The sequence below is a fragment of the Marisediminitalea oceani genome (assembly GCF_003731635.1).
Lineage (GTDB): Bacteria > Pseudomonadota > Gammaproteobacteria > Enterobacterales > Alteromonadaceae > Alteromonas > Alteromonas oceani.
Genome location: NZ_RCUA01000021.1, coordinates 38,316 through 62,400 on the forward strand (window position 1 = coordinate 38,316; position 24,085 = coordinate 62,400).

The following is a 24,085-nucleotide window of genomic DNA, read 5'->3' on the forward strand; positions in this document are numbered from 1 at the left end:
AGAATTTAATGTTATCTATCGATAATTTACACGCCAGTGTTGAAGATAAAACCATTATCAAAGGGCTGAATCTGGAAGTTAAGCCTGGTGAAGTTCATGCCATCATGGGGCCTAATGGCGCCGGTAAAAGTACGCTTGGCTATGTGTTATCCGGCCGTGAAGGCTATGAAGTCAACGAAGGTGCAGCTACCTTAAACGGTAAAGATTTACTGGATCTTGAAGTGGAAGAGCGTGCCCGCGAAGGGTTGTTTCTGGCGTTCCAGTATCCGGTTGAAATCCCTGGCGTTAGCAACATGGAATTCTTAAAAGAGTCGGTTAACGCGTTACGCGAACACCGTGGCGAAGAGCCTCTTACCGCTGCTGAGTTTTTAAAGAAAGCTAAGGCGGCCTGTAAGCAGGTGAATCTGCCACTGGATTTCTTAAAGCGTGGTGTGAACGAAGGCTTCTCCGGCGGTGAGAAGAAGCGTAACGAGATCATGCAGATGATCCTGCTTGAGCCGTCGCTGTGTATTCTTGACGAGTCTGACTCGGGCCTGGATGTTGACGCCCTGCAAGTGGTTGCCGATGGTGTAAACAGTCAGCGTGACGGGCAGCGCAGCTTCATTGTTGTGACGCACTATCAGCGTCTGCTTGACTACATCAAGCCAGACTTTGTGCATATCCTGGCGGATGGCAAGATTGTTAAAAGTGGCGATGCGTCACTGGCACTGGAAGTAGAAAAATCCGGTTATGCCTTTTTAGGTAAAGCCTATGAGGAGGCCGATGCATGAGCCAATGGCTGTCTGAAGTAATCGCCACGGCGCAAACACATCAGGACTGGCTGGCTCCTCATCGTCAGGCGGCTCTGGCTGAACTGGAAAAAGTTCGCTGGCCGCTGCGTAAAGTGGAAGACTGGCGTTTTACTCCCCTCATCCCGGTAGAAAAGCGCAGCGTATCACTGGCTAAGCCTGAAAATACCGAGTTTAGCGCGCCGAAAATAGGCGAGCTAAGCGCCATCGAACTGGTGTTCAGTGGTAATGAGCTGCTCACCGACGTGAGTGCACTGTCTCTGCCGGAAGGCCTTGAAATCGTACGGTTCTCATCAGCAACTGATGAGCAGCAACAAGTCATCGAAAGCCTGTTGTCAGACGTGAAACCGGCCAAGCACTTATTTGGTCAGGTTAACGACGCTCTGCTGGCGGATGGTCTGTATATTAGGGTTGCGGCAGGCAAAACCATTGATACGCCGATTCGTATTTCACAGCTGGCCAGTAACGAAGGCGATCAACACCTTCGTGTGCTGATGCAGGTAGAAGCTGGTGCGCGAGCCACCGTGCTGGAAGACGGTTACGGTGATGCCAGCAGTGTGAATACCGCATTCAGTGAATATGTGCTGCATAGCGAGGCGCATCTTGAGCACTATCGGTTTGCTATGTTCACGCAGCAAGCAATGCACGTAGGCGGCTGTCATTTTAAAGTGGCGGAAAAAGCACAGCTCAACAGCACATTAATTGGTTATGGCAGTCAGCTGTCGCGCCTCGATGTGGATGTTATCTATACCGGCGAATTCGCTAACGCTAATATCAATGCGATTTATTTGCTGGCCGAAGGCGAGCTATTCGACTTGCATACCACGATTGAGCATGCCGTGCCTAACTGCACTACCGAGGAAAATGCCCGGGGTATCGTTGGCGATCGCGCCAAAGCAGTGTTCAACGGTCGTATTCATATTCACCGTGATGCCCAGAAAACGCTGGCGGAACTGAATAATCGCAACCTGCTATTGTCCCGTCGTGCGGTCATAAATACCAAACCCGAACTGGAAATTTATGCCGATGATGTCAAATGCGCCCATGGTGCCACAGTAGCTGAAATTGATGATACCGCGCTGTATTACCTGCTTACTCGCGGCATCAGTCGTAGTCAGGCGTTAATAATGCTCAACTTTGGTTTTATCCAGGAACTGATCAATCAGATCCCCAACGAAGATATCGCTGGCTGGTTACTAACTCAGCTACATGACCGTTTTGTGGGCATGGAGGTTAAATGAGTTTTGACGTAGCGGCAATTCGTGCTGAGTTCCCTATTTTATCGCAAACGGTAGATGGTAAACCGTTGGTATATCTGGATAACGGTGCTACCACGCAAAAACCTCAGGTCGTGATTGACTCACTGGTAGACTTTTATACTCAGTGTAATGCCAATGTACATCGCGGTGCTCATCAGTTATCCGACGAAGCGACCCGCCGTTACGAAAAAGCCCGTGATCAGGTCGCCCGTTTTATTAACGCGGCAAACCGTAACGAAGTCATCTGGACCAGCGGTACCACCGAGGGTATAAACCTGGTTGCCAAGGGCCTGGCCCAGCAACTGGAAGCCGGTGACGAAGTGGTGGTAACCGAAATGGAACACCACGCTAACCTGGTTACCTGGCAACAAGCCTGTTTGCAAAGCGGTGCTACGCTGCGTGTTGCGCCGATTTTTGATAACGGTGAGCTTGATCTTGAAACATTCAAGGCATCGCTGGGGCCCAATACCCGCATGGTGGCGTTCCCACATGTATCCAATGCGTTGGGTACCGTTAATCCGGTTAAAGAGCTCACTGCAATGGCTAAGGCCTACGGTGCATTAGTGCTGGTTGACGGCGCTCAGGGAATTGCTCATGGCGACGTGGATGTACAGGCTCTGGGCTGTGATTTTTACGCGTTTTCTGGTCACAAAGTATTTGGCCCAACCGGCATTGGTGTGCTGTGGGGCAAACAATCAGTGCTGGAAAACTGGCCGGTATGGTTAACCGGTGGCGAAATGATTGCTGATGTGACCTATCAGAGTGCTACCTGGGGCGCATTGCCTAACCGCCTTGAAGCCGGAACGCCAAACATTGCCGGTGCTATTGGCCTGGGCACTGCACTTGAGTGGTTCAGCCAATTGGATATTGCTGCCGTTCAGGCTCATGAAAAAGCACTGATTGATTCTGCTATGGCGCAGGCCGCAGATATTCAGGGCATGCGCTTAATCGGCACGGCACCTAACAAGATTGGGATCCTGAGCTTTGTAATGGATAACGCGCACCCGGCCGATATTGGCTTTATTCTGGATCGGCAGGGGATAGCTATCCGTACTGGCGATAACTGCGCGCAACCACTGATGCATCGCCTCGGGATTAACGGCACTGCCCGCGCTTCTTTTTCGTTGTATAACACGCTGGAAGAAGTCTCTGCATTCTTTGCGGGCTTACGCAAAGCTCAAACAATGTTGGGCTAGGAGAGATAACCATGTTAGTAGAAACTTTTGTACCCAGTAAAGACGTTGTTACCCTCACTCCGGGTGCGATTAAGCACTTTGAGGGCAAACTTAAAAATCAGCCGGGTAAAATTATCCGTTTATCGACCAAAGTCAGTGGCTGTACAGGCTATGCTTACGTGCTCGATTTTGCCGATGCGTCGGTAGAAGGTGACGAGGTGCTTAACGTGTCTGATAAGTTAACGGTCGCCATCGCCAAAGACGCCGTATCATTGTTACAGAACACCGAAATTGACTACGTAATGGAAGGCGTGAACGGCGTGATCAAATACTACAACCCAAACGTTGTGGATGAATGCGGTTGCGGCGAAAGCTTTAACGTCGGATAAGAGTACCTATGAAGCAAAAAATGGTAGTGACTGAACGTGAAGTGAAGTCGCGCAAAGTGCCTTCCGGCGAAACCGTTATCATTCCTGATGGCGAATTTGTAAATATCACCCAGGATTTAGGCGGTAACTATACCGTTACGTGGCAAGGAAATATGTTGCGTATCGATGGTACCGATGCCGATGCCATTGGCCGTAAACCACAAAGCCTGGATTTTACCGCGCCTGCCGATGGCAACATCGATAAACAGCAGGTCTGGGATGCGCTGGAAACCATCTACGATCCGGAAATTCCGATTAACCTGGTCTCGCTGGGCCTGATCTACAACGTCGACATTAATCAGGATACGAAGCAGGTCACTATCGACATGACCCTCACCGCACCAGGTTGTGGTATGGGCCCGGTGCTGGTTGGCGACGTGGAATACCGCGTGGGTCTGGTGCCCTTTGTTGATAATGTCAAAGTAGAGCTGGTGTTTGATCCGCCCTGGTCGCGGGATAAAATGAGTGAAGAAGCCCAGCTCGAAGCCGGCCTGTTTTTTTAATCCGAGAGTAAATCATGCAGTTACCATCTAGTCAGGAAATCGTTGAAGATTTGGAATTCTTTGATGATTGGGAACAAAAGTACCAGTACATTATTGATTTGGGTAAAGCGTTGCCACGCCTTGATGATGCACAGAAAACCCCTGAGCGGTTAGTCAAAGGCTGCCAGAGCAGCGTGTGGCTGGTGACATCAATGGATGGGGATAAAATCCACTTCGAAGTCGATAGTGATGCGGTGATTGTTCATGGTCTGCTGGCATTGGTGATGGCAGCATACAACGATAAAACGCCGGCCGAGATTACCGCCTTTGACATTGATGCATACTTCGAAGCGCTCGATCTGGAACGCCATATTACACCTACACGGGGCAACGGCTTACGTGCCATCGTGGGTAAAATCCAACATTTAGCCGCCCAGCACGGCGGATAACCCGCCTTTATCGTCGCCTTTATGAAGATTTTTTGATATTTGCCCGTTACCCCCCTAGGCACGGGCAGAAAGATTGCCTATAATTCGCGACCAAAATTTTACAATTAAACCCGGAGACAGAAAATGGCTCTTGAGCGTACGTTTTCAATTATTAAGCCTGATGCCGTTGCAAAGAACGTAATCGGTGCAATCTATAACCGCTTCGAATCTGCTGGTCTGCGCATCGTTGCTTCTAAAATGGTTCACATGAGCAAAGAACAAGCTGAAGGCTTCTATGCTGAACACAAAGAGCGTCCTTTCTTTGGCGCCCTGGTAGACTTCATGACGTCTGGCCCGGTAATGGTTCAGGTGCTGGAAGGCGAAAACGCTGTGGTTAAAAACCGTGAAATCATGGGTGCTACTAACCCGGCTGAAGCAGCAGCAGGCACACTGCGTGCTGATTACGCTGTATCTATCGATGAGAATGCGGTTCACGGTTCAGATGCACCAGAATCTGCAGCGCGCGAAATCGCGTATTTCTTCTCTGAAGAAGAAATCTGCCCACGCACTCGCTAAGCTTAGCCTGATGCGTGACAAAAGGGAGCTTCGGCTCCCTTTTCTGTCTGTGATCGAATATCTTTTTCGTGGTATTCTATACCGGTTCGACGCCACTAATTTGAAGAGTTGATAACGCTTTATGTCCAAAACTAACCTACTAAATTTTAATCGGCAGGGATTGCGCGACTATTTCGCTGAAATCGGCGAGAAGCCATTCCGTGCTGATCAGGTCATGAAGTGGATTTATCAGCACGGTGTCAGTGATTTCGAGCAGATGACCAACATCAACAAGCAGCTGCGCGCGAAGTTAATCGAGCAGTGTGAAGTAAGAGCACCAGAGATTGCTTATCACCAGCAGGCCACCGACGGCACGATTAAGTTTGCCCTAAAACTCGATGGTGGGCAGGAAGTCGAAACCGTGTGGATCCCGGAAGCCGACCGCGCAACCTTATGCGTGTCCTCACAGGTAGGTTGTGCGCTGGAATGTACGTTTTGCTCCACCGCACAACAGGGCTTTAACCGTAACCTTACCGTTAGCGAAATCATTGGTCAGGTGTGGCGGGTAGCCACCACGTTAGGGTTATCTAATGATACCTCGGCAAGACCAGTTACCAACGTGGTGATGATGGGCATGGGCGAGCCGCTACTGAACCTTAAAAACGTAGTACCCGCTATGGATATCATGCTGGATGACTATGGTTTTGGTTTATCCAAGCGCCGGGTAACGCTGAGTACTTCTGGTGTGGTCCCGGCCCTTGATATGCTGGGTGATCAGATTGATGTGGCGCTGGCCATCTCGTTACACGCACCGAATGATGAGCTACGTGATGAAATTGTACCAATCAATAAAAAGTACAACATTGAAGCCTTCTTAGCTGGCGTGCGCCGCTATTTAGCCAAGTCCAAAGCTAATCAGGGCAAGGTGACGGTTGAATACGTGATGCTGAACCAAATTAACGATTCAACGGATCACGCTCATCAGCTGGCTAAGGTGATGAAGGAAACGCCCTGTAAAATTAACCTGATTCCGTTTAACCCTTACCCGGGCTCGCCGTATACCTGCTCAAGTAATTCGCGTATAGATCGCTTTGCCAAAGTCCTGATGGAAAAGGGCTACACTGTGATTGTGCGTAAGACCCGGGGCGATGATATCGATGCCGCCTGTGGTCAGTTAGTGGGTGATGTGGTTGACCGAACCAAAAGAATGTTGAAAAAACAGATGAAGGGCGAGCCAATTTCGGTAAAAATGTCCCAATAATAAAATATCGAAAAAACATAAGGTAAGCGCTGCCGATGAGAATACTGATAGTTTTGAGTCTGATGATTGCCCTGACAGGCTGTGTCAGTGAAACCCAGCCCGGGGCGTTTAGTTCTGAATTTGATCAACAGGAAGCGGCGAAAACCCGTGTATCCCTGGGGTTAACCTACCTTAAAAACGGTAATTACTCACAAGCCAAACAAAATCTGGATAAAGCGCTGGCCTTTGCGCCACGCCTGGCCGAAACCCACTATGGTCTGGCGTATTATTACCAAGTGGTTGGTGAGTCCGAACGCGCTGATGAGTCTTATCAAACCGCCATGAGCCTGGCACCGCGCGATGCCAACATAGCCAACAGTTACGGTGCATTCTTATGTCAGGACGGCCGCTATGAGGAAGCTAAGCGTTTCTTCTTGCAAGCTGTTAATGCAAAGCAATACGCCAACTCCGCCGAAACCTACGAGAATATGGCACTGTGCGCGCAGAGTCAGGGTGAAGGCGAAGACGCCATCGAATACCTCAATAGCGCACTTAAACACCAGCCTGGTCGCGCTAAAACCCTATTTATTCTGACCGAAATGTACGTTGCTACGGAACAATACGAGTTAGCCGCTGAAACCTTGCGTCGTTATGAGAAGGTTGCGCGGGTATCTGCCGATTCGCTTTGGATGGCCATCGAGATTGCCAAAGGGCAGGGCGACTTGCGCGCTGCCAACGGTTATGGCGATATGCTCCTGCGCATGTATCCAAACAGCCCCTTAGCAAGGTTATACATTGAACGTCAGAAAACGGTACCGCAGCCAGTGGTTAAGGTGAAAACCAAGCCGCAGTCTCAGGTAGTATCAGTGCCTGCGCCAGAAAAAGCCACTGATTCAGATATGGAGAATCAGGCCACGGAAGTGTTAGTTACCAAATCTAACCAAGCCGAATCTACCAAATCTGAAGTGCCAGAACCTGTTGTCGTGGCTGAAGAGCCCGAGGCCGACGCCAGCGAAGCTGATGTCGCAGAATCATCACAACCTGTATCGCCAGAACCTGTCGTCGTGACTGAAGAACCAGAAGCAAACGAACCGGTTGTTGAAGCGAAGCAGAACATTGAGGCCGATGAAGCTGACACCCTTTTTCATGTTGTTCAGCCAAAAGAAAACCTTTACCGGTTGTCACTGAAGTACAACATTAAGCTGAATACACTCAAAGAGTGGAACAACCTGGATGAAAACGGGTCTATTAATGTCGGCATGAAGTTATGGCTGGTGCCGCCAGCACAACAAACCAACTAACGCAGGTAACAAATGGACAAAGAGCAGCACATTGAAGCTGATGAGCAGCATGTGCCTGACGTACCCAGTCCCGGCCAGGTATTGCGGGAAGCACGGGAAGAGCAGGGCCTGACTCAACAGGCGATCGCTGATAAGTTGTATTTAAAAGTTGGTATCATTGACGATCTGGAACAAAATCGTATCGATGATTCAACCTCTGTCACCTTCTTTAAAGGATATGTCCGTCTTTACGCAAAGAATCTGGGGCTAAATCCGGAAGAAGTCTTAACGCTTTTTAATCAATATCACACCACGCCAAAACCACCGGCCAAGCTTCAAAGCTTCTCCCGTCGTGTTGCCAAGCAGGCGCATGATGATCGCTGGATGATGGTGACCTATGGTATTGCTATTGTACTGATTGCCGGGGTCGTTGTGTGGTGGTACCAACAACCAGCAAATGACAGTAACGAGCTGCCCGCTGCAACGAAAAGTGCTCAGAAGCAGTCAGCGGCAACGCCAGTAAAAAGTGTGCCTCAACCACAGCCAGCAGTAACACAGCCAGATGAATCTCCGGCCAGTACTGTTATCACCGGGGAAGCTGATACTGAGATGCCCGTTCAGCCGTCACAGCAGAATGTGACTGAAGAGAACAGCTCGCCAGTCGACACCGCGATTGATGAGCCGGTCGAAATGGCATCTCCGGCAAATGACGAAGCATCACCGCAGGCAATTCCTGAAGCTGGCGAGCCAGTAGCCCTGGTATTTAATTTTACTGCCGACTGCTGGGTGAATATTACTGATGCCAGTGGCGAAGCCATTGCGTACGGAATTAAAGCGGCCGGCTATGAAATGCAGATTACCGGCCTGCCGCCATTTGAAGTGACGCTCGGCGCGCCTGATGTTGTGCAAATTAGTTATGACGGTGAAGCGGTAGATATGTCTGGATTTGATCCTACCCGCACCGCGAAGTTTTCGTTACCCATGCAGGAACAATAATGTTTGCTGATAGTCCTATCCAACGCAGAAAATCAATTCGGATTAACGTAGGTAATGTGCCCATTGGTGATGGCGCTCCCATTGCCGTGCAATCAATGACCAATACACCGACAACCGATGTGGCGGCCACCGTAGCGCAGATCAACCGGATCGTAGCCGTCGGCGGTGAGATAGTGCGCGTGTCGGTGCCCACCATGGACGCGGCCGAAGCTTTTAAGCAAATACGCCAACAGGTCAGTGTACCGCTGATTGCTGATATTCATTTCGACTACCGGATTGCGCTTAAAGTCGCCGACTATGGTGTGGATTGCCTGCGGATCAACCCGGGTAATATCGGTAATATGGAGCGGGTGAAATCGGTAGTAGATTGCGCCAAAGACAAAAACATTCCGATTCGAATTGGTGTTAACGGTGGGTCGCTGGAGCGTGACCTGCAGGAAAAATACGGCGAGCCAACGCCAGAGGCGCTGCTTGAATCGGCAATGCGCCATGTGGATATCCTCGATAAACTGAATTTTGATCAGTTCAAGGTATCGGTAAAAGCGTCAGACGTATTTCTGGCCGTTGGCGCGTACCGGTTGCTGGCCAAACAAATAGAGCAGCCTTTGCACCTGGGGATCACCGAAGCTGGTGGACAAAGGGCCGGCGCGGTAAAAAGTGCCGTAGGTCTGGGTATGCTGCTGGCGGAAGGAATCGGCGATACTTTGCGTGTGTCGCTGGCTGCCGATCCGGTGGAAGAAATTAAAGTCGGTTTTGATATTTTAAAATCGCTGCGTATCCGCTCTCGCGGCATTAACTTTATTGCTTGTCCAAGTTGTTCGCGGCAGGAATTTGATGTGATTGGAACCGTGAATGCTCTTGAGCAACGCCTGGAAGATGTATTAACGCCAATGGATGTGTCAATCATCGGTTGCGTGGTAAACGGTCCCGGCGAAGCGGAAGTGTCAGATCTGGGCTTAACCGGTGCGCGAAATATGAGCGGCTTTTACCTTGACGGTAAGCGTCAGAAAGAGCGGCTGGCGAACGACGACCTGGTTGAACAACTGGAAAAACGCATCCGCGCCAAAGCGGCAATGCTCGATTCTGCCAATGCCATCCCGGTGGTTGAAAAACCATAACCCCGGTGCCGGGTGCTGGCAGTTAAGAATGTTTGTGGTTAAACACTAAAGCCCCTATAATGCGGGGCTTTTAATTAGGCTGAGAGAGAACAGGTGGCAAAAACAATCCAGGCTATTCGAGGTATGAATGACTGCCTGCCGACGGAGTCGGGTAAATGGCAACAGGTCGAGGCAGGTATTCGGCAGGTTGTGGCCAGTTATGGCTATCAGGAAATCAGAACGCCAATCGTCGAAAGTACCGACCTGTTTAAGCGCTCTATTGGTGAAGTCACCGATATCGTTGAAAAAGAAATGTATACCTTTGCCGACCGTAATGGCGATAGTCTGACCCTGCGCCCGGAAGGCACCGCAAGTGCCGTACGCGCCGGTAATGAGCACGGTTTGATTTACAACCAGCAACAACGCTTGTGGTATATGGGGCCGATGTTCCGCCACGAACGGCCGCAAAAAGGGCGTTACCGCCAGTTTCACCAGTTTGGCGTGGAAACCTACGGATTGGAAAGCGCCGACATCGATGCTGAAGTGATCCTGTTATCTGCCCGCCTGTGGAAGCTGTTCGGCATATCAGATCATGTTACCTTACAGATCAATTCACTGGGCTCAAACCAGGCGCGTCAGAATTATAAAGACGCCTTAGTCGCTTACCTTAAACAGCATGAATCGCAACTTGATGAAGATTCTCTGCGCCGGCTGGAGTCTAATCCTCTGCGCGTACTGGATAGCAAAAATCCCCAGGTACAGGCGCTCGTAACCGATGCGCCGTCTTTGCTCGATTATCTAGATGACGATTCTAAAGCACACTTTGCCTTGTTGTGTGAACTGCTCGACAACGCGGGCGTGGCTTACGAAATCAATCCACGTCTGGTGCGTGGTCTGGATTATTACAATCGCACCGTTTTTGAATGGGTAACCGAAAGTCTTGGTGCTCAGGGTACGGTTTGTGCCGGTGGTCGTTATGATGGTCTGGTTGAACAACTGGGCGGCAAGCCAGCACCCGGTGTGGGCTTTGCATTGGGTATGGAACGTCTGGTGCTGTTACTCGATACGTTGGAGAAAATCGAGCAAAACCAGCCAGCAGCCGACATTTATGTTACCGCGTTAGGTGATGATACCCGCGGCTACGCCAGCCAGGTCGCAGAATCTTTACGTGATTCTGACAGTCAGTTTCGGGTGATGCTGCACTGTGGTGGTGGCAACCTTAAGAAACAACTCAAACGGGCAGACAAAGTAGGGGCCAGTGTTGCATTGCTGATTGGCTCAGAAGAAATGGCTGCTCACCAGGTGACCCTGAAACCACTACGTGGCAATGGCGAACAGGTTAATGTGGCGCTCAGTGAGCTGCCAGCTGCTTTACATAACGTGTTATCTGTATAACCGTTAGCAAAATAAAGAGGTTTTAAGATGGAACAATTCGCTACAGAAGAACAACAGGTAGAGGCGATTAAACGGTTTTGGTCAGAGCACGGAACGTCTCTGATTGTCGGTGCAGTACTGGGATTAGCGGGTTTATTTGGCTGGCAGTACTACAGCGATTCACAAATCGCTGCCAAGGAAAGCGCCTCTCAGTCATACCAGGCAGCACTTGAGTCGTTGGTAAACGAAGAAAACAGTCAGCCAATTGAAGCTGTAATCAACGCCGATGCTACAGGCTATGCCAACGTGGCCGGCTTACTGGCTGCCAAGCAAGCGGTAGACGACGGTAACCTTGAAAGCGCTGCAACTTACCTTAAAGGCGTTGCTGGCAGCGCAGCAGATGAAAGTCTGAAGCAGGTGGCAAATGTGCGCCTGGCTCGTGTTCAGTTAGCTCTTCAGCAGTATGACAATGCCCTGACAACCATCGAATCGGTAACCGATGAAGCGTTTATTGCACAGGTTGAAGAAGTGAAAGGTGATATTTTTGCTGCGCAAGGGAACTTTGACAAGGCTCGCATAGCCTACTCCTCTGCCTTGGAGAAAAATATTAACAATCGATTACTGCAAATGAAGCTAGACAACCTTGCAGTTAGCGCAGGATAGTGAATGAATTTAAATACTCGAAACATCTCACAGCAATCAACTCTGTGTGGCCGTATGTTTAAACGGGTCGTTTTAACCGCAGCCATCATTGGCTTGTCTGGTTGTGCCACCGTGTCAGACTGGTTTGCTGATGAAGACGAAATCAAAATCCGCCGTATTGCGCCTATTGAAAACCAGATAACCCCAAAAGAAGTCTGGAGCTACACCATTGGTGATGGCGTTGATGAATACTTTTCGCGCTTAAAGCCGGTCTTCGCTAACGATACTGTGTACGCTGCAGAGCGTCATGGCGAAGTAGTGGCGTTAACACCGGATACCGGCGATGTGGTATGGGAACGTAATTTTGCTATTTTCCCGGATGAATCCTTTTGGGACGATATCGCCCGACTTTGGCGCAGTGGTGCGTCGGCCAAAATCAGTGCTATCGCAGCTGGCTATGACATGGTCTTCGTGGCCACTGAAGATGGTATTATCCGTGCCTTAAATCATGAATCTGGCGAAACATTGTGGGAAAGCACGGTACCGGGTGAAATTCTGGCTACGCCGGCGATGGACGAAGGTATCCTGGTATTGAACACCGGCGCTGGTGTGTTGTTTGGACTGGATGCAAAAACCGGTGAGCAACTGTGGCGCAGTGAAACTGACGTGCCGCCGCTGAGCTTGCGGGGTATTTCAGCACCGGTTGCCACCAATGGTGGTGCACTGGTTGGCACGCCTACCGGTAAGTTACAGGTGAACATTCTGACCAGTGGCATTCCCGCGTGGGAAACTGCTATTACCGCTCCGGCGGGAGCAACTGAGCTTGAGCGTATTATCGATGTGGACTCGGCGCCGATAGTTTACGGAAACACGGTGTATATCGTTTCCTATGATGGCACTCTGGCAGCAGTAGAACTGCGCAGTGGCCGCATTATGTGGAAGCGTGAATACGGCTCGTACCGTGATCTGGCTGTTAGCGGTAATCGCATTTACGTAGTTGATACACGCTCGATCGTTTATGCCCTGGACCGTCGTAATGGCGTTGAAATCTGGTCTCAGAGCGGCCTTAAAGAGCGTAACCTGACTACGCCACTGATTATGGGCGAGCAACTGGTGCTTGGCGACCGCTGGGGACTAATGCACTGGTTAAATGCTGAAGATGGCAAACTCATTGCCCGCTACGACTTAGGTGGCGACGATGAAGATGAAGCTATCTATGCTACGCCGGTTAAAGTGAATGACCTGGTGGTCACCATTACCCGCGATGGAGAAATTGCTGCGTTGTCAGCTCAGTAACCACGCTTATCCTGCAATTCGCGGGATATTCCGATATAATTTAACGGCCGCGCTTTATGCGCGGCCGTTTGCTTGTTTATTACTTAAAGGAACACCGATATGTTGCCTGTTGTGGCGTTAGTTGGCCGGCCCAATGTGGGTAAGTCAACGCTGTTTAATCGTTTAACTCATACCCGTGATGCACTGGTTGCTGATTTCCCGGGGCTGACCCGTGACCGGCAATACGGTCAGGCCAGCTATGAGCAACGTCACTTCATTGTGGTCGATACCGGTGGTATCACAGGCGATGAGGAAGGTATTGATACCTTGATGGCACAGCAGTCACTACAAGCCATTGAAGAAGCTGATGTGGTATTCTTTCTGGTGGATGCCCGGGCGGGTCTGTTACCTGCCGATCAACTCATCGCCGATCACCTGCGTAAAAGCGATAAAACCGTATTTTTGCTGGCCAATAAAGTAGATGGCATAAACGGTGATAGCGAAAGCGCAGAGTTTTTCTCTCTGGGTCTGGGCCACGTACATCAGATTGCCGCAGCCCACGGCCGCGGTGTGTCGCAACTGATTCAGGAAGCACTACTGCCGCTGAATGAGCAATTCCCTGAAATGCTGGTAAGCAAATCTGCCGAAGAGGAAGAGCTCGACGCAGAAGACCAGCTGAAGCATCTGCAGAGTTTGCCAATCAAACTGGCTATTGTGGGTAAACCAAACGTAGGTAAGTCAACACTTACTAACCGTATCCTTGGTGAAGACCGTGTGGTGGTTTATGACATGCCGGGCACTACCCGCGACAGCGTATACATTCCGCTGCAACGTGACGAGCGCGAATACGTACTGATTGATACGGCCGGTGTGCGTAAACGCAAGAAGGTCTCAGAAGCGGTAGAAAAGTTTTCCATAGTGAAAACCCTTAAAGCCATTGAGGAAGCTAACGTTGTACTGTTGGTGATTGATGCCCGAGAGGGGATCTCCGATCAGGACTTAAGTCTGTTAGGCTTTATTCTTAATTCCGGTCGCTCGCTGGTGATCGCCGTGAACAAGTGGGATGGCCTGGATACCGACATTAAAGATGAAATCAAACGCGAACTGGACCGTCGCCTGGGCTTTATCGACTTTGCCCGGTTACACTTTATTTCTGCACTCCATGGTTCGGGTGTGGGCAATTTGTTTGAGTCGGTGCAGGAAGCCTACCGCAGTGCCACAAAGCGAATTAACACTTCGATGCTAACCCAGATTATGGAACTGGCTCAGGAAGACCATCAGCCGCCATTGGTGCGAGGACGCCGGATCAAGATGAAGTACGCCCACGCCGGCGGCTATAATCCGCCCGTAATCGTTGTCCACGGTAACCAGGTGCAGGATCTGCCCAGTTCGTATAAGCGTTATCTGATGAACTATTTCAGGAAAGCGCTGGATGTAATGGGCACGCCAATCAAAATTGAATTCCGCGAAGGTGCTAACCCGTTCGAAGGTAAGAAGAATCAGCTGACGCTTGCCCAGCAACGAAAACGCCGTCGCATGATGGATTTTCACAAGAAAAAGAAATAAGTCACAAAAAAGCCCTGCTAAGCAGGGCTGTTTTATATGCGTTTATCTACAGGGCCTTACGCAATTCTTTCATTAATGCCGATTCGCCGGGTACCGCCAGTTGCGACAAGGCTTCGGACACCAGAGGATCGCCAATACGCGATGGGAAAGTAGTGCTGAATTTTACGAATTTATCCTCTAACCGGAAGATATAAATCGTGGCGTAAAGTGCCTCGCCACTCTCGCCCTCAGCGGCTATCTCTGACATCACGCCCTGCAATGAAGTCTCGTCCTGGCTAAAAATTTCTTGATGCTTCTTTATTTCCATCGCCATGGCACGCTCAACTGCAATTTGCTTTGCCTGTTCTACTGCGTCTTCCAGCTCATGGCTGATAAGCTGCTGGTTATCACCCGTTAACGGCGCTAACACCGGATAAATGGCAATATCCATAATAGCTTCGCTAAAAGAGGGATGAAGATACCTGGCCAGCACGCCTTTAAATGGGTCCGGATATAAAAACTGACGGGCCAACTGAAACTCACCCAGAAGTTCTGGAAGGGTCAGAGCTCCCGAGTAATCACTTGCCCCCATAGCCTGATAAAGAAACGGTGTTGAAAATATATTGTTTCGGCTGGCATGCTCACTCCAACGCAGGATGATTTGTTCAACATCCTCAGGGCGAATAATGCCGGTATGCCAGTAGTGTACTAAAAAGCTATCAAGATGAACGCCGCGCCATTCCACCGCAAACTCCGTGTAACTTTGCAGCGGCACATCTGCCGATGCAGGCTCTTGCCCGGCAGTCATATCAGCCACCTGATTAGCGATCAACAATTCATAATCATGGCGGCTTACTGAAGGACTAAGCTCGGCAAACAAATCGAGCTTTTCGAGGCTCTTCAGAAAGTCATTAGCCGGAATGCCATCGTTTTTGCAGGGATTACTGGTTAATGCGGCCTCATTACATTGCTGCTCAACCTCGTCACTGATATAGGAAGAGTAGACATTAACTGCCAGATTGAAGGGAGCTTGTTCGGGGGCGCTTAGCAATGGCTGTTCAGGCGGCTTTATAGCACTGCTCGCACAACCGGTGGTTAGCGACAGTGCCGACCAAAACAAAACGTGGCGGAAAATTTTAATCAAACAACAATACCCATAAGAAGTGCTTCACCTGTCCTTGTTTATGCCTGGTCACGCTTAACCTGAGTGACATTATAAGGTGGGTTTCGCATGCACTGCGGTTACCACACTGACAATCTCACCGTCACTGACCCGGCTGATAATTTCGTCCTGCTCTTTAACCGCCGTAATACTGGTAATTGCCTGGTCGGCTTTTAAGGTCGCGGAATAACCGCGTGCCATGGTTGCCAGCGGGCTTACCGACTGCAGCAGGTGCGCCAGTGTAGCAAGCTTCTGCTTGTGGGTCTCTAGCCGTTGTTGCATTGCCTTCTTCATTCTTTGATCTAAATAAACCTGCTGCGTTTTAATTTTATCCAACTGAATGGCAGGATGTTGGCGGGCAAGGCGGCTTTCCAGCCACTGCGAAGCGGTTTGGCCACGCGAGAGCTGTTGGTTTATCAGGCTGGTCATTTTCTGTGTCAGTTGATCAACCCGCTGGCCCTGCTGTTGCAACATCACTTCCGGGTGGCGTGACTTCAGGCGCTGGCTGAGTACGGCTACTTGATGGGCACGACGCTGCAACGCAGTATTAAAAGCTCGCGTGAGCTGTTGTTGTAACTGGCGTACCTGCACCTGTATTTCGCGCTGGTCCATGGAGAGCAGTTCTGCAGCTGCTGAAGGCGTAGGCGCCCGAAGATCTGCTACGAAATCGGCGATGGTCACATCCACCTCGTGGCCTACAGCACTAACCAGCGGTAGCGCCGAACGGGCTATTTCCCGGGCCAGTGATTCATTGTTAAAACACCATAAGTCTTCCAACGAACCACCGCCACGGGTGAGCAGGATCACGTCTACCTCCTGGCGTTGATTAGCCAGCCAGATATTACGGGCTAACTGGGCTGCTGCCTGCTCGCCTTGCACCATAGAGGGATAAACAATAACTTCGGTGGCCGGGCTGCGGCGCTTTAATACACTTAATACGTCGTGTAACGCGGCGCCGTGAGCAGAGGTGATCACACCAATCCGTTTTACGTGGCTTGGCAGTGCTTGTTTATTCGACGGGTCGAAAAGTCCTTCGGCCTGCAGCTTGTATTTTAACTGCTCAAAAGCCAGTTTTAACTGGCCCTCGCCCTCGGGTTCCATGTTTTCAACCACCAGTTGATAGTCACCCCGGGGTTCATAGATGCCAACACTGGCTCTGACCAGTACTTTGTCTCCCTCGCGTGGCGGATTACGAACTACCCGGTTAGCGGAGCGAAACATGGCGGCCCGAACCTGGGCTTTATTGTCCTTGAGGGTAAAATACCAGTGGCCGGATGATGCACGGGTGAAGTTGGAAATTTCAGCGCTGAGCCACACTAAACCGATCTCACTGGTTAAAATGTTACGCGCCAGGCGATTTAATGTTGTTACGCTGTGAACTTTTTGCCCGTCCGGGGCAGAGAAAACTGTCATTGAATGAAAAAACCTCAGCTTTAATGCAAATACAGTTTACCTGAAAGTGAAAAAACACTACAATTGCGCCGCAATTAAACCTCAATATACAGGTGTTTTTGCATGCTACGAATCGCTCAAGAAGCGCTAACCTTTGACGATGTTTTATTGGTTCCGGCGCATTCCACAGTGCTCCCGCACACAGCCAGTCTACAAACCCGTCTGACTCGCAAGGTAAATCTGAATATCCCTATGGTATCAGCTTCTATGGATACTGTAACGGAAGCGCGTTTGGCAATTGCATTAGCCCAGGAAGGCGGTATTGGTTTTGTTCACAAGAACATGACCCCAGAGGAGCAAGCCAAGCATGTACGTGAAGTTAAGAAATACGAAAGCGGCGTTGTATCCGATCCGGTTACGGTAAGTGCTACCGATAATCTTGGCAACGTTCAGGCGTTAAGTAAAAAGATGGGGTATTCGGGATTCCCGGTTACCGATGCAGACAATAATCTTATCGGTATTATTACCGGCCGCGACATGCGCTTTGAAAACCGTCTTGATTTGTCGGTTGATAAAGTGATGACTCCTAAAGAGCGTCTGGTAACCGTTAAAGAAGGTGCCAGCTCTGAAGAAGTGCTGGAACTGATGCACGAACACCGTATCGAAAAGATTCTGGTGGTAGACGACAACTTTAAACTCACCGGTCTGATTACTGTTAAGGACTTCCAGAAAGCCGAAAGCAAGCCGAATGCCTGTAAAGACTCACTGGGTCGCTTACGCGTTGGTGCTGCCGTAGGTGTTGGTCCGGGCACTGATGAGCGCATTGCGCTATTGGTTGAAGCCGGTGTTGATGTATTACTTATTGATACCTCTCACGGCCACTCACAAGGCGTTATCGATCGTGTGAAAACCGTTCGTGAAACTTATCCTGAACTGCAAATTATTGCGGGTAACGTGGCAACAGCCGAAGGTGCTCTGGCGCTGGCCGATGCCGGTGCCGACGGTATCAAGGTAGGAATTGGTCCGGGTTCAATCTGTACTACCCGCATCGTAACTGGTTGTGGTGTGCCGCAAATCACTGCTATTTCTGATGCGGTTGAAGCGCTGAAAGACCGTGACATTCCGGTTATCGCCGACGGTGGTATCCGCTTCTCCGGTGATATTGCTAAAGCGCTGGTCGCTGGTGCAAGCTGTGTAATGGTTGGCTCTATGCTGGCCGGTACCGAGGAAGCGCCTGGTGAAGTAGAGTTATATCAGGGCCGTTATTACAAGTCTTACCGTGGTATGGGCTCGTTAGGGGCTATGAATCAGCGTAATGGTTCATCAGATCGTTACTTCCAGGAAAGCGACAACGCAGAAAAACTGGTACCGGAAGGTATCGAAGGTCGTGTGGCCTACAAAGGCCCAATCGCCACCATTATCCATCAGCAAATGGGCGGCCTGCGTTCAGCCATGGGCTTAACCGGTTGTGCTACCATTAACGAACTGAACACCAAGCCGCAATTTGTGCGGGTGACGTCAGCGGGAATGGGTGAGTCACACGTTCACGATGTAAGCATTACAAAAGAAGCACCTAACTACCGTTTAGGTTAAACTTTACCAACACGAATCGATTGATTTATCAGGCTGGTTAATACCAGCCTGCTTGTTTTCTATTTTAAGGCAAACACCATGACACAAAACATCCATGATCATCGCATACTAATTCTGGATTTTGGCTCACAGTATACTCAGCTCATTGCCCGCCGTGTGCGCGAGCTTGGCGTCTATTGCGAACTCTGGGCATGGGATGTCACAGAAGAACAGATCAAATCGTTTAATCCGCAGGGTATTATCCTGTCGGGTGGTCCGGAATCGGTTACCGAAGACAACTCGCCACGTGCACCTGAATATGTATTTAATGCGGGTGTTCCTGTATTGGGTGTTTGCTACGGCATGCAAACCATGGCTGAGCAGCTTGGCGGTAAGGTGCAGGGCTCAGATAAGCGTGAATTTGGTTATGCTCAGGTAGAAGTGGTTAAGTCAAACGATCTACTGGCCAATATCGAAGACGCCATCAGTGCCGAAGGCAATGCGTTGCTGGATGTATGGATGAGCCACGGTGATAAAGTTATCGCCATTCCTGACGGCTTTGAAACGGTTGCTCTCACGCCTTCGTGCCCACATGCGGCTATGGTGAATACTGATAAGCAATTCTACGGTGTACAGTTCCACCCGGAAGTGACTCATACCCGTCAGGGCATGCGCTTACTGCAGCACTTTGTGATGGATATCTGCGGCTGTGAAAAGCTGTGGACGCCGGATGCGATTATCGAAGATGCCATTGCCCGCATTAAAGAAAAAGTAGGTGATGATGAGGTGATTCTGGGGCTGTCTGGTGGTGTGGATTCATCGGTAGTTGCCATGCTCATCCACCGTGCCATTGGCGACAAACTCACTTGTGTATTTGTTGATAACGGCTTGCTGCGATTAAACGAAGGGCAGCAGGTAATGGATATGTTTGGTGACCATTTCGGTCTTAATATCATTAAAATCGATGCCGAAGATCGCTTCCTTGCCCGCCTTGAGGGGATTGATGATCCGGAGTTAAAGCGTAAAGCAATCGGTAACGAATTTGTTGCGGTATTTGATGAAGAAGCTGGCAAGCTGGTTAACGCCAAATGGTTAGCGCAGGGCACTATTTATCCGGATGTAATTGAGTCTGCAGGCTCTGCAACCGGTAAGGCTCACGTTATCAAGTCTCACCACAACGTGGGTGGTTTACCAGAAGATATGAAGCTGGGTCTGGTTGAGCCATTGCGTGAATTGTTTAAAGACGAAGTGCGCAAGATTGGTTTAGAACTGGGTCTGCCATACGATATGCTGTATCGCCATCCTTTCCCTGGACCAGGTTTGGGCGTGCGTGTACTGGGCGAAATCAAAAAAGAATACTGCGATTTGCTGCGCCGTGCAGACGCTATCTTTATCGAAGAGCTGCATAACGCAGAGCTTTACCACAAAGTAAGTCAGGCCTTTACAGTATTCCTGCCGGTTAAATCGGTAGGCGTAATGGGCGATGCACGTAAGTATGATTGGGTTGTATCGCTGCGCGCGGTAGAAACCATCGACTTTATGACTGCACACTGGGCACACCTGCCATATGACTTCCTGGGTAAAGTGTCTAACCGCATCATCAACGAAATCGATGGTATTTCCCGCGTGGTTTACGATATTTCAGGTAAGCCACCGGCCACCATTGAGTGGGAATAGACTTGTGGTTCTAAACTAAGTTAATTAAATAAAAGCCCTGCTAATGCGGGGCTTTTTTATGCCAGCAGTGAGGGCTATTCAATATAGGGCGGTATTAAATTTAAAAAATTAAAAATAGATGTCGGAAATTACCTGGCAAATCACGCTTACATGGCAGAAGCCATAAATCTTATTGCAACGCTCAAAAGAGTGAGAATAAGGTGCGTTCTGTTTACGTAGGCTACGAATTTCAGTATTCATTCTGAAAAGAAATTCGTTCTGAACCAGGACTCTGGAGTAGATTAAAATAAATAGATGCTTTTATCTCAGTCAACTCTTTGATTTGTTTTGGTTTGATGAAAAATTCATCATTTATCAGGCTGAAATACCTGCCTTTACAGCGATACTAAGGTATAGAAACGTACGTGGCTGAAAGTGCGATAAGGCTCTAACTTGTTGCAAGTTAATGTTTATAATCCAAGGATGTTACGCAATGAAATCACTGTCACCTCACATTACCCGCTGTGCCGTTAGCGGGATTTGCCTCACGTTACTTTCAGGTTGTTTGTATGATAAGGACAGCGAGGTTGACGCTTCAGCAATGCCATCTCCTTCGGATGAGTTAAGGCAGACTGTCGAAGCTAGTAACCCGAATGGACTCAGCGCGTACATACTGCCCGAAAGTGATGATTTTGAGAAGATTCCCCAGGATCCCAATAATCCCTTAACAGCAGAAAAAGTGCGGCTGGGTCAGTTTCTTTTCCATGAAACAGCACTGGCTACAGAAGGCGTTAATGCTGAGCATAGCGGAACCTGGTCTTGCGCCAGTTGCCACCATGCCGATGCGGGATTTAAATCCGGGGTACCGCAAGGGATAGGCGAAGGTGGGGAAGGCTTTGGTGTTAAAGGTGAAATGCGAGTCTTTGCCTACGGGTTTGATAAGTCATCAGAGGATCCAGATTATGTACCGGATGTACAGCCTTTTGCCTCCCCTACGATCCTCAATACGGCTTATCAGGAAGTCATGCTCTGGAACGGGCAATTTGGTAATGCTCAGGATGGTAGCGTCAATATGGGGCTGGCAGAGCATGTGCTTGCTCCTCAGGGAACGCCTAAATATGAAAACCTTCGGCAATTATCGGGCCTGGAAACACAAGCGATTGCCGGCACGGCTGTTCATCGCCTGAAAACCCATGAGGACTCAGTGTTACAGACTAATGATGAATATGTTTTGTTATTTGAGCTGGCTTTTCCACAGGCAAGTGAAGACATTGTTAGCGAGGCAGGTAAAGCCATTGCAGCCTACGAACGAACCGTTCTGGCCAACCGGGCGCCTTTTCAACGTTGGTTGAGAGGAGATAGCGCTGCATTAACTGACCTGGAAATTAGCGGGGCTAAATTGTTTTTTGGTAAAGCGAATTGTTTCAGCTGTCATACCGGCCCGGGCTTGAGTTCTGAACAGGGCGCATCAGAAGCTGAAATGTTCATGGCGCTTGGCTTTGCTGATTTCGACCCGAATCATCCGCAGATTAGTGGCGTTGTAACGGATGCTGACTCTCGGGGAAGAGGAGGTTTTACCGGCGAAAGTGAAGACGATTACAAGTTCAAGGTGCCTCAACTCTATAACCTTGCTGATTCAGAGGTATTTGGTCATGGCGCTAGTTTTGATTCAATCCGCGATGTCGTTGCTTACAAAAATGCAGCAGTGCCTCAAAAGGTGATTCCTGCCAACCAGCTTGATCCACGCTTTATACCGTTGGGGTTAACTGAACTGGAGATTGATCAATTAACGGCTTTTCTTGAGTACGCACTGTATGACCCGGATCTGGCCCGCTATAAACCTGATGCATTACCAACTGGCGCCTGCTTTCCTGTAGCAGATGAACTATCCAAACTGGATTTAAACTGTTAGACGGCTGCTTCCTTAAACGGGCATAAATCACTACTTTAGTCTTATTAATTGTGACGTTTTGTATGATTTATGCCCAGCCTTTCACACAACTGTCATATTCCCGCGCTGTAATTAGGCTCCTTTCACACGGAGGGTGAATCAATGATTTTAACAAGCGCTTTCCGGAGATTTAAATGATACGATTTACTAGTATCAATCGTCTGATAATGACCCCCGTTCTGGCAATCATTGCCGTTCTCGTCCTGCTCAACGCAGGCTCTTTAACTATCGCTTTCTCCTTAATGAGCGACATTGAGCAGGTTGAACAAACCAATGTAGTGCACGAACGCTTGGTTTCAGAAGCGCTGACTGAGTTTAAAACCCAGGTCCAGGAATGGAAAAATGTGTTATTGCGCGGTGCTTCGGATAAAGACAGAGAAAAATACTGGTCACGTTTTCAGGCCCGGGAAGCAGAGGTTCAGGCCATTCTGCGTAAGCTGGTGGCTGGCGCGGAGCTAAACGCTGACTCAGCCGGTTTGATAGACCGTTTCTTAACGTCTCACCAGAAGATGGGAGTCAAGTACCGCGAAGGGTACGAAGCATTTGTTGCCGCTGACTATAACCCGCATACCGGTGATACCTTTGTAAGAGGTATCGACCGTGAGCCAGCAGAGCTTTTACAACAGGCAACCGACCAGATAGCCCAGGCAACCCGTCAGGCCAAAGAGCAGGTAACAGGGCAAACCAGTCAGCGCTTATGGCTAATCATGGGCTTGTCGATTGTATTGAGCGGCCTGTGTATTGTTTATCTGATTACGAACCTGCGTCGCAACATTGTTAAACCTACCCGCGAAATTGCTACCTGTCTGCAGAAAATGGAGCAAAAAGATTACGATTATCGCCTTGAGTATCGCAGCGATCATGAGCTTGGCCTAGTGGCCAGTGCCACGCGTCACTTGCAGAACAAGTTGCAGGATACGGTTACCATATTGTCTGATGCTCAGCATCAGATTCGTCAGTCCCATGACATTCTGGAAGATGTCAGCAGCGCCATCGCAAAAGGAGCCAGCGATCAGCACACTTCGTCTGACTCACTGGCGCAGGCGAATGATAAACTTGATGAAATTGTTAAAGGTCTGGTCACCATAACCAGTCAGGTGTCTGTGGCATCGGGCCATTCCCAACAGCAGGTTCAGGAATGCTATACCACCTTTGATAGCGCCAATAAGGGCTTTGCTGAGCTGGCGAAAACCGTCGCATCCGCCAGTCAGATTGTTAATGAGCTACAGGCCCGCAGTGCCAGCATTCTAACCGTGGTGAATGTGATCAATGAAATTGCCGATCAGACCAACCTGCTAGCCCTTAATGCGGCTATTGAGGCGGCACGGGCCGGTGAGCATGGTCGCGGTTTCGCCGTAGTGGCTGACGAAGTGCGGGCTCTGGCAGCCAAAACGCAGCAATCAACCCAGGAAATTAATGCTATTTTAAGTGCCTTTGAAGCCGATGCATCAAAAGCGGTCTCGGCGATGGCAAGTGGTCAGCAACATGCTGATGTGAATGCTCAAAGCGCACAACAGGCTCTGGCGCTGCTTAATGAGCTGGTGCGTTACATTGATGAAACCCAAAGCGTGGTCGGTGCGCTGGAAGAAGCGGCGAACGATCAAAGCAGCATTCAGCGGCAGCTGGATGGGGTAATCGCCCGGGTAATGACTTCTGCAGAAGATTATAAGTCTTTATCACAGAGCAATAATATCTCGGAAGCTATCAACATGATGTCAAAAAATGTGATGTCTGTGGTTTCTGCATTGAGCCGATAACCGCTCAATGCAGTACAATACCCAACTCGTT

Annotated in this window: 21 protein-coding genes; 19 read left to right on the plus strand and 2 right to left on the minus strand. The window is 49.6% G+C overall.

Going from position 1 to position 24,085, the window contains the following annotated elements; genetic code table 11:
• The first annotated feature begins 8 nt into the window (after window positions 1-8).
• The 15 genes from sufC to der all read left to right on the plus strand — a co-directional run bounded on the left by sufC (window position 9) and on the right by der (window position 14,585).
• Window positions 9-770: a Fe-S cluster assembly ATPase SufC gene (sufC, locus tag D9T21_RS07980; RefSeq protein WP_123324499.1), complete on the plus strand. Its 762-nt coding sequence runs from the start codon at window positions 9-11 to the stop codon at window positions 768-770.
• Window positions 767-2,029 carry a Fe-S cluster assembly protein SufD gene (gene sufD / locus D9T21_RS07985; RefSeq protein ID WP_123324500.1) on the plus strand — a complete coding sequence of 421 codons (1,263 nt, stop codon included), beginning with the start codon at window positions 767-769 and terminating at the stop codon, window positions 2,027-2,029. Before sufC ends, sufD begins: the two co-directional genes overlap by 4 nt.
• Window positions 2,026-3,243: an aminotransferase class V-fold PLP-dependent enzyme gene (locus D9T21_RS07990; RefSeq protein ID WP_123324501.1), complete on the plus strand. Its 1,218-nt coding sequence runs from the start codon at window positions 2,026-2,028 to the stop codon at window positions 3,241-3,243. The genes sufD and D9T21_RS07990 overlap by 4 nt, the downstream gene beginning before the upstream one ends.
• Before the next feature lie 11 nt (window positions 3,244-3,254).
• Window positions 3,255-3,611, plus strand: coding sequence for a HesB/IscA family protein (locus tag D9T21_RS07995; protein WP_123324502.1), 357 nt, complete (start codon window positions 3,255-3,257; stop codon window positions 3,609-3,611).
• 8 nt (window positions 3,612-3,619) lie between these two features.
• Window positions 3,620-4,153 (plus strand): putative Fe-S cluster assembly protein SufT, encoded by a 534-nt coding sequence (gene sufT, locus D9T21_RS08000; protein WP_123324503.1) that lies wholly within the window; start codon window positions 3,620-3,622, stop codon window positions 4,151-4,153.
• A gap of 14 nt (window positions 4,154-4,167) precedes the next feature.
• Window positions 4,168-4,581 carry a SufE family protein gene (locus D9T21_RS08005; protein ID WP_123324504.1) on the plus strand — a complete coding sequence of 138 codons (414 nt, stop codon included), beginning with the start codon at window positions 4,168-4,170 and terminating at the stop codon, window positions 4,579-4,581.
• A gap of 123 nt (window positions 4,582-4,704) precedes the next feature.
• On the plus strand, window positions 4,705-5,136 hold the full coding sequence (gene ndk, locus D9T21_RS08010) for a nucleoside-diphosphate kinase (protein ID WP_073323091.1): 432 nt from the start codon (window positions 4,705-4,707) through the stop codon (window positions 5,134-5,136).
• A gap of 121 nt (window positions 5,137-5,257) precedes the next feature.
• Window positions 5,258-6,376, plus strand: a complete 1,119-nt coding sequence (gene rlmN, locus D9T21_RS08015) for a dual-specificity RNA methyltransferase RlmN (RefSeq protein WP_105935567.1) — start codon at window positions 5,258-5,260, stop codon at window positions 6,374-6,376.
• A 35-nt stretch (window positions 6,377-6,411) separates the two neighbouring features.
• Window positions 6,412-7,656, plus strand: coding sequence for a type IV pilus biogenesis/stability protein PilW (pilW, locus tag D9T21_RS08020; protein ID WP_123324505.1), 1,245 nt, complete (start codon window positions 6,412-6,414; stop codon window positions 7,654-7,656).
• Between the two features lie 12 nt (window positions 7,657-7,668).
• On the plus strand, window positions 7,669-8,631 hold the full coding sequence (locus tag D9T21_RS08025) for a RodZ domain-containing protein (protein WP_123324506.1): 963 nt from the start codon (window positions 7,669-7,671) through the stop codon (window positions 8,629-8,631).
• Complete coding sequence (gene ispG / locus D9T21_RS08030; RefSeq protein WP_123324507.1) at window positions 8,631-9,749, plus strand: flavodoxin-dependent (E)-4-hydroxy-3-methylbut-2-enyl-diphosphate synthase; 1,119 nt, start codon at window positions 8,631-8,633, stop codon at window positions 9,747-9,749. The genes D9T21_RS08025 and ispG overlap by 1 nt, the downstream gene beginning before the upstream one ends.
• Window positions 9,750-9,842: 93 nt before the next feature.
• Window positions 9,843-11,123, plus strand: coding sequence for a histidine--tRNA ligase (hisS, locus tag D9T21_RS08035; protein WP_123324508.1), 1,281 nt, complete (start codon window positions 9,843-9,845; stop codon window positions 11,121-11,123).
• Window positions 11,124-11,150: 27 nt separating this feature from the next.
• Entirely contained in the window at window positions 11,151-11,765 is a 615-nt protein-coding gene (locus D9T21_RS08040) for a YfgM family protein (RefSeq protein ID WP_123324509.1), read from the plus strand.
• Window positions 11,766-11,819: 54 nt separating this feature from the next.
• Window positions 11,820-13,040 (plus strand): outer membrane protein assembly factor BamB, encoded by a 1,221-nt coding sequence (gene bamB, locus D9T21_RS08045; protein ID WP_123324591.1) that lies wholly within the window; start codon window positions 11,820-11,822, stop codon window positions 13,038-13,040.
• 99 nt (window positions 13,041-13,139) lie between these two features.
• The gene (gene der, locus D9T21_RS08050; protein WP_123324510.1) at window positions 13,140-14,585 is read left to right on the plus strand and encodes a ribosome biogenesis GTPase Der; all 1,446 of its coding nucleotides are present in this window, start codon (window positions 13,140-13,142) and stop codon (window positions 14,583-14,585) included.
• A gap of 46 nt (window positions 14,586-14,631) precedes the next feature.
• Here der and D9T21_RS08055 read toward each other — a convergent pair whose 3' ends face one another.
• Window positions 14,632-15,708, minus strand: a complete 1,077-nt coding sequence (locus tag D9T21_RS08055; RefSeq protein ID WP_123324511.1) for a hypothetical protein — start codon at window positions 15,706-15,708, stop codon at window positions 14,632-14,634.
• 69 nt (window positions 15,709-15,777) lie between these two features.
• The gene (xseA, locus tag D9T21_RS08060; protein ID WP_123324512.1) at window positions 15,778-17,139 is read right to left on the minus strand and encodes an exodeoxyribonuclease VII large subunit; all 1,362 of its coding nucleotides are present in this window, start codon (window positions 17,137-17,139) and stop codon (window positions 15,778-15,780) included.
• Window positions 17,140-17,241: 102 nt separating this feature from the next.
• Here xseA and guaB point away from each other — a divergent pair, with 102 nt between their 5' ends.
• The 4 genes from guaB (at window position 17,242) to D9T21_RS08080 (ending at window position 24,054) form a co-directional block, all read left to right on the plus strand.
• Entirely contained in the window at window positions 17,242-18,711 is a 1,470-nt protein-coding gene (guaB, locus tag D9T21_RS08065) for an IMP dehydrogenase (protein WP_123324513.1), read from the plus strand.
• A 78-nt stretch (window positions 18,712-18,789) separates the two neighbouring features.
• Window positions 18,790-20,367, plus strand: coding sequence for a glutamine-hydrolyzing GMP synthase (gene guaA, locus D9T21_RS08070; protein ID WP_123324514.1), 1,578 nt, complete (start codon window positions 18,790-18,792; stop codon window positions 20,365-20,367).
• Between the two features lie 472 nt (window positions 20,368-20,839).
• Entirely contained in the window at window positions 20,840-22,258 is a 1,419-nt protein-coding gene (locus D9T21_RS08075) for a cytochrome-c peroxidase (RefSeq protein ID WP_123324515.1), read from the plus strand.
• A gap of 173 nt (window positions 22,259-22,431) precedes the next feature.
• Window positions 22,432-24,054 carry a methyl-accepting chemotaxis protein gene (locus D9T21_RS08080; RefSeq protein WP_123324516.1) on the plus strand — a complete coding sequence of 541 codons (1,623 nt, stop codon included), beginning with the start codon at window positions 22,432-22,434 and terminating at the stop codon, window positions 24,052-24,054.
• Window positions 24,055-24,085: the final 31 nt, after the last annotated feature.

Bases quoted from the DNA above. Each gene is read 5' to 3' on its own strand.
- sufC (WP_123324499.1), top strand. From the start codon at position 9: ATGTTATCTATCGATAATTTACACGCCAGTGTTGAAGATAAAACCATT.
- sufD (WP_123324500.1), top strand. From the start codon at position 767: ATGAGCCAATGGCTGTCTGAAGTAATCGCCACGGCGCAAACACATCAG.
- D9T21_RS07990 (WP_123324501.1), top strand. From the start codon at position 2,026: ATGAGTTTTGACGTAGCGGCAATTCGTGCTGAGTTCCCTATTTTATCG.
- D9T21_RS07995 (WP_123324502.1), top strand. From the start codon at position 3,255: ATGTTAGTAGAAACTTTTGTACCCAGTAAAGACGTTGTTACCCTCACT.
- sufT (WP_123324503.1), top strand. From the start codon at position 3,620: ATGAAGCAAAAAATGGTAGTGACTGAACGTGAAGTGAAGTCGCGCAAA.
- D9T21_RS08005 (WP_123324504.1), top strand. From the start codon at position 4,168: ATGCAGTTACCATCTAGTCAGGAAATCGTTGAAGATTTGGAATTCTTT.
- ndk (WP_073323091.1), top strand. From the start codon at position 4,705: ATGGCTCTTGAGCGTACGTTTTCAATTATTAAGCCTGATGCCGTTGCA.
- rlmN (WP_105935567.1), top strand. From the start codon at position 5,258: ATGTCCAAAACTAACCTACTAAATTTTAATCGGCAGGGATTGCGCGAC.
- pilW (WP_123324505.1), top strand. From the start codon at position 6,412: ATGAGAATACTGATAGTTTTGAGTCTGATGATTGCCCTGACAGGCTGT.
- D9T21_RS08025 (WP_123324506.1), top strand. From the start codon at position 7,669: ATGGACAAAGAGCAGCACATTGAAGCTGATGAGCAGCATGTGCCTGAC.
- ispG (WP_123324507.1), top strand. From the start codon at position 8,631: ATGTTTGCTGATAGTCCTATCCAACGCAGAAAATCAATTCGGATTAAC.
- D9T21_RS08040 (WP_123324509.1), top strand. From the start codon at position 11,151: ATGGAACAATTCGCTACAGAAGAACAACAGGTAGAGGCGATTAAACGG.
- bamB (WP_123324591.1), top strand. From the start codon at position 11,820: ATGTTTAAACGGGTCGTTTTAACCGCAGCCATCATTGGCTTGTCTGGT.
- der (WP_123324510.1), top strand. From the start codon at position 13,140: ATGTTGCCTGTTGTGGCGTTAGTTGGCCGGCCCAATGTGGGTAAGTCA.
- xseA (WP_123324512.1), bottom strand. From the start codon at position 17,139: ATGACAGTTTTCTCTGCCCCGGACGGGCAAAAAGTTCACAGCGTAACA.
- guaB (WP_123324513.1), top strand. From the start codon at position 17,242: ATGCTACGAATCGCTCAAGAAGCGCTAACCTTTGACGATGTTTTATTG.
- guaA (WP_123324514.1), top strand. From the start codon at position 18,790: ATGACACAAAACATCCATGATCATCGCATACTAATTCTGGATTTTGGC.
- D9T21_RS08075 (WP_123324515.1), top strand. From the start codon at position 20,840: ATGAAATCACTGTCACCTCACATTACCCGCTGTGCCGTTAGCGGGATT.
- D9T21_RS08080 (WP_123324516.1), top strand. From the start codon at position 22,432: ATGATACGATTTACTAGTATCAATCGTCTGATAATGACCCCCGTTCTG.